The organism is Pedobacter nyackensis (assembly GCF_032678475.1).
Taxonomy (GTDB): Bacteria; Bacteroidota; Bacteroidia; order Sphingobacteriales; family Sphingobacteriaceae; genus Pedobacter; species Pedobacter nyackensis_A.
This window is the reverse complement of the sequence record NZ_JAVTSF010000014.1, coordinates 1-5,629: the sequence shown is the minus strand read 5'-3', so window position 1 is coordinate 5,629 and position 5,629 is coordinate 1. Positions and strand designations below refer to the sequence as shown.

2 tRNA genes and 3 rRNA genes are annotated in these 5,629 nt (G+C 47.4%); all 5 read right to left on the bottom strand.

From position 1 onward, the window contains the following. Window positions 1–31: 31 nt before the first annotated feature. The 5 genes from rrf to R2Q84_RS25120 all read right to left on the bottom strand — a co-directional run bounded on the left by rrf (window position 32) and on the right by R2Q84_RS25120 (window position 5,245). Window positions 32–143, bottom strand: a 5S ribosomal RNA gene (gene rrf / locus R2Q84_RS25140). 122 nt (window positions 144–265) lie between these two features. Beyond that, window positions 266–3,144 (bottom strand): 23S ribosomal RNA (locus R2Q84_RS25135). A gap of 234 nt (window positions 3,145–3,378) precedes the next feature. Continuing rightward, window positions 3,379–3,455 (bottom strand) — tRNA-Ala (locus tag R2Q84_RS25130). A 13-nt stretch (window positions 3,456–3,468) separates the two neighbouring features. Beyond that, window positions 3,469–3,543: transfer RNA gene (locus tag R2Q84_RS25125), tRNA-Ile, on the bottom strand. A gap of 180 nt (window positions 3,544–3,723) precedes the next feature. Then, window positions 3,724–5,245 (bottom strand): 16S ribosomal RNA (locus tag R2Q84_RS25120). The 16S, 23S and 5S rRNA genes sit together here with 2 tRNA genes alongside, the layout of an rRNA operon. Between the last annotated feature and the right edge of the window lie 384 nt (window positions 5,246–5,629).

Below are 5,629 nucleotides of genomic sequence, written 5' to 3'. Positions count from 1 at the left end.
CCTCACAGTTTCCTGTAAGGCTTTCTTTAAGATTTGGCACCGACCTACTCTCCCACGTGTTACCGCAGTACCATCGGCTCTGGTGGGCTTAACTTCTCTGTTCGGAATGGGAAGAGGTGGACACCACCGATATAGGCACCTAAATATTTTTAAATATTTAGTGTATATCTCATATCCTGCTTGTGCCGGATATGGCTTTGTTACTAAACAAATGACATATTATTGAAAGAAGTTAAGTTTGGAAGAACAAACAACAGTGTTCTGCTCTTGAAAGCTTCGGATGATTAGTATTACTCGACTTTGATCTCACAATCTTTACATCTGTAACCTATCAACGTAGTAGTCTGCTACGGTCCTATATGGAATTCTCATCTCGTGGCTAGTTTCGCACTTAGATGCTTTCAGCGCTTATCTATTCCCAGCGTAGCTACTCTGCAATGCCCCTGGCGGAACAACAGATTCACTAGAGGCTAGTCCAACCCGGTCCTCTCGTACTAAGGTCAGCCCCACTCAAAATTCCTACGCCCACAACAGATAGGGACCGAACTGTCTCGCGACGTTCTGAACCCAGCTCGCGTGCCACTTTAATCGGCGAACAGCCGAACCCTTGGGACCTTCTCCAGCCCCAGGATGTGACGAGCCGACATCGAGGTGCCAAACCTCCCCGTCGATATGAGCTCTTGGGGGAGATCAGCCTGTTATCCCCAGCGTACCTTTTATCCTTTGAGCGATGGCCCTTCCATGCAGAACCACCGGATCACTATATCCGTCTTTCGACCCTGCTCGGCTTGTTTGCCTCACAGTCAAGCAAGCTTATGCTATTGCACTCCTCATACGGTTACCAAGCGTATTGAGCTTACCTTTGAAAGCCTCCGTTACCTTTTTGGAGGCGACCACCCCAGTCAAACTACCCATCAAACAATGTCCTCAGACCAGCCGAGTTAGACACCGAATACAGAAAGGGTGGTATTTCAACGTTGACTCCACAACACCTGGCGATGCCGCTTCATAGTCTCCCACCTATCCTACACATCCTGTATCCAATGTCAATGTTAAATTGTAGTGAAGGTGCATGGGGTCTTTCCGTCCCGTTGCGGGTACCCGGCGTCTTCACCGGGACCACAATTTCACCGAGCTCATGGCTGAGACAGCGCCCAGATCGTTACACCATTCGTGCAGGTCGGAACTTACCCGACAAGGAATTTCGCTACCTTAGGACCGTTATAGTTACGGCCGCCGTTTACTGGGGCTTCGATTCAATGCTTCTCCGTGAGGATGACATCCCCTCTTAACCTTCCAGCACCGGGCAGGTGTCAGGCCTTATACTTCATCTTTCGATTTTGCAAAGCCATGTGTTTTTGTTAAACAGTCGCCTGGGCCTTTTCACTGCGGCTGATATTGCTACCAGCGCCCCTTCTCCCGAAGTTACAGGGCCATTTTGCCGAGTTCCTTAGCCATGATTCACTCGAGCGCCTTAGAATTCTCTTCCCGGATACCTGTGTCGGTTTGCGGTACGGGTTTTTATAACCTGAAGCTTAGCGGTTTTTCTTGGAAGTCTGATTACCTGCACTATCCACGCCCCCGAAGGTTTGCGGTACTATCAGCCTTTAGCAAGACCGGCGGATTTGCCTACCGGTCCTATACCTACAGCCTTCAACGATCTATTCCGTCAGATCGCGGCAGTGTCACTACTCCGTCCCCACATCGCAGTTATAAAAAGTACGGAAATATTAATCCGTTGTCCATCGAATATCCCCTTCGGGTTCTCCTTAGGCCCCGACTAACCCTGATCCGATTAGCGTTGATCAGGAAACCTTATCCTTTCGGCGGGCAGGTTTCTCGCCTGCCTTATCGTTACTTATGCCTACATTTGCTTTTCCAGAAGCTCCAGCACAACTTACGTCATACCTTCGCTGCCGCTGGAATGCTCCCCTACCGTAATATTAATATTACCCATAGCTTCGGTGTACAATTTTATGCCCGTTTATTATCCATGCCCGATCGCTCGACTAGTGAGCTGTTACGCACTCTTTAAATGAATGGCTGCTTCCAAGCCAACATCCTAGCTGTCTATGCAATCGGACCTCGTTAGTTCAACTTAACTGTAACTTGGGGACCTTAGCTGATGGTCTGGGTTCTTTCCCTCTCGGCGCGTGACCTTAGCACCCCGCGCCTCACTGCCGTGTATATTAAATAGCATTCGGAGTTTGTCTGGATTTGGTAGGATTTGACTCCCCCGCACCCAATCAGTAGCTCTACCTCTATTTAACTTCACCACGACGCTGTTCCTAAAAACATTTCGGGGAGTACGAGCTATTTCCCAGTTTGATTAGCCTTTCACCCCTACCCACAGATCATCCGGAAACTTTTCAACGTTTATCGGTTCGGTCCTCCAGTACGTGTTACCGCACCTTCAACCTGTCCATGGGTAGATCACAAGGTTTCGCGTCTACCTCCCCTGACTATACGCCCTATTCAGACTCGCTTTCGCTTCGGATCCGTGTCTGAAACACTTAACCTTGCCAGAGAAGAGTAACTCGTAGGCTCATTATGCAAAAGGCACGCCGTCACGCCACCTGGACGCTCCGACCGCTTGTAAGCACACAGTTTCAGGTTCTATTTCACTCCCCTGTTCGGGGTTCTTTTCACCTTTCCCTCACGGTACTGGTTCACTATCGGTCTCTCAGGAGTATTTAGCCTTACCGGATGGTGCCGGCAGATTCCTACAAGGCGTCTCCGACCTCGCAGTACTCAGGATACTACTAGACTAATGGTACTTACGTGTACGAGGCTATCACTCTATATTGCCAGGCTTCCCATCCTGTTCCACTTCATTGCATTATAATCATATCGTAGTCCTACAACCCCACACTTGCCGTAACAAGAATGGTTTGGGCTCTTTCCCGTTCGCTCGCCACTACTTAGGAAATCATTATTATTTTCTCTTCCTCTGCTTACTTAGATGTTTCAGTTCGGCAGGTTTGCGTACATTGTACAACTAGTCTTCAACTAGCTAGGTTTCCCCATTCAGAAATCTACGGATCAATTCATATTTGCTAATCCCCGTAGCTTATCGCAGCTTATCACGTCTTTCATCGCCTCTGAGAGCCAAGGCATCCCCTGTGTGCTCTTAATTACTTTCTTCTCTCCATACCCTTTTGCGCATATGGAAATGCTTTTTTGATTTGTTGTTAAACCTTCAGTTGGTAGATGCCGATTGTTCGGTATTTACTTCCTTCCAATCAAACAACGTCTCTATTGTTGTTTGCTCTTCTTTTTTAACTTCTTCCAATATGTCAAAGAACTTTTCTATCCCGGGTCACATTCCTCTACAGGTTTGTTTCCTATTTATGTACCTTTTGTATTAGGTACCGGTGATGGTGGAGAATAACGGAGTCGAACCGTTGACCTCCTGCGTGCAAGGCAGGCGCTCTAGCCAGCTGAGCTAATCCCCCTAGAATATATATGTAGTCCCGAGCAGATTTGAACTGCTGACCCCTACATTATCAGTGTAGTGCTCTAACCAAACTGAGCTACGGGACTAAATTATTCGTAAGTAAGGTTTATGAGTACTGATTTCTCATTTCACAAATCTTCTTTACTACTCATGTCCCCTTTCTTCAGTATGGAGCACTAACGATGCTTCATCCTATGGGTGTTTCTTTTTTGAGATTTATTGTCATTTATATCATTTGGCGTAGCGAGTAGTCAATTCTACTCCAGAAAGGAGGTATTCCAGCCGCACCTTCCGGTACGGCTACCTTGTTACGACTTAGCCCCAGTTATCGGTTTTACCCTAGGACGCTCCTTGCGGTTACATACTTTAGGTACCCCCAACTTCCATGGCTTGACGGGCGGTGTGTACAAGGCCCGGGAACGTATTCACCGCGTCATTGCTGATACGCGATTACTAGCGAATCCAACTTCAAGAGGTCGAGTTGCAGACCTCTATCCGAACTGTGAATGGCTTTGTGAGATTGGCATACTGTTACCAGCTAGCTGCCCTCTGTACCATCCATTGTAGCACGTGTGTAGCCCCGGACGTAAGGGCCATGATGACTTGACGTCGTCCCCTCCTTCCTCTCTGTTTGCACAGGCAGTCTGTTTAGAGTCCCCACCTTAACGTGCTGGCAACTAAACATAGGGGTTGCGCTCGTTGCGGGACTTAACCCAACACCTCACGGCACGAGCTGACGACAGCCATGCAGCACCTAGTTTCGTGTGATTGCTCACTGATCTATCTCTAAATCATTCACTAACTTTCAAGCCCGGGTAAGGTTCCTCGCGTATCATCGAATTAAACCACATGCTCCTCCGCTTGTGCGGGCCCCCGTCAATTCCTTTGAGTTTCACCCTTGCGGGCGTACTCCCCAGGTGGAATACTTAACGCTTTCGCTTAGCCGCTAACTGTGTATCGCTAACAGCGAGTATTCATCGTTTAGGGCGTGGACTACCAGGGTATCTAATCCTGTTTGATCCCCACGCTTTCGTGCCTCAGCGTCAATCACACCATAGTAAGCTGCCTTCGCAATCGGTGTTCTGTGACATATCTATGCATTTCACCGCTACTTGTCACATTCCGCCTACCTCTAGTGTATTCAAGCTCATCAGTATCAAGGGCACTGCGATGGTTGAGCCACCGTCTTTCACCCCTGACTTAATAAGCCGCCTACGCACCCTTTAAACCCAATAAATCCGGATAACGCTTGGATCCTCCGTATTACCGCGGCTGCTGGCACGGAGTTAGCCGATCCTTATTCCTTCGGTACATTCAGCTCATTACACGTAATGAGGTTTATTCCCGAATAAAAGCAGTTTACGACCCAGAGGGCTGTCTTCCTGCACGCGGCATGGCTGGTTCAGAGTTGCCTCCATTGACCAATATTCCTTACTGCTGCCTCCCGTAGGAGTCTGGTCCGTGTCTCAGTACCAGTGTGGGGGGCCATCCTCTCAGATCCCCTAGTCATCGTCGCCTTGGTGGGCCGTTACCCCGCCAACTAGCTAATGACACGCATGCCCATCTTAATCCTATAAATATTTGATCATTGTACAATGCTGTACTGTGATTTTATGCGGTGTTAATCCGAATTTCTTCGGGCTATCCCCCTGATTAAGGTAGGTTGCATACGCGTTACGCACCCGTGCGCCACTTTCGTAAAAAGCAAGCTTCTTACTATCGTTCGACTTGCATGTATTAGGCCTGCCGCTAGCGTTCATCCTGAGCCAGGATCAAACTCTCCATTGTAAAATGTTTTGTTTGAACGCTGACCATTCTTAACTTGTATTAATAATAGTCTTATTCTAATTATATATTGTCTAGTTAGATTTCGACCCAAAAAAATAGCGTTGGTTTTCATGTACTTTGAAACGGTACTATCTTACCCCGCTACGCTTTATAAATGACATCTCTTTAATGAACTTCTCGAATCGCCTCGCGGGTCTTCTGTATATTTCTTCGTTTCTTTTCTTCAGTTTCTCCTGGTCTTAATGTTCCAGGTTCAGTTTCGAATTTCAACGTTTCAATCTTTTTATTCTGTTATCAAACTCCGTTTGAAAACTCCCGTTCTGTTTGGGATTGCAAAGGTAGAAATCTTTTTAGTATTGTCAAGCTTTTTATTAAACTTTTTTT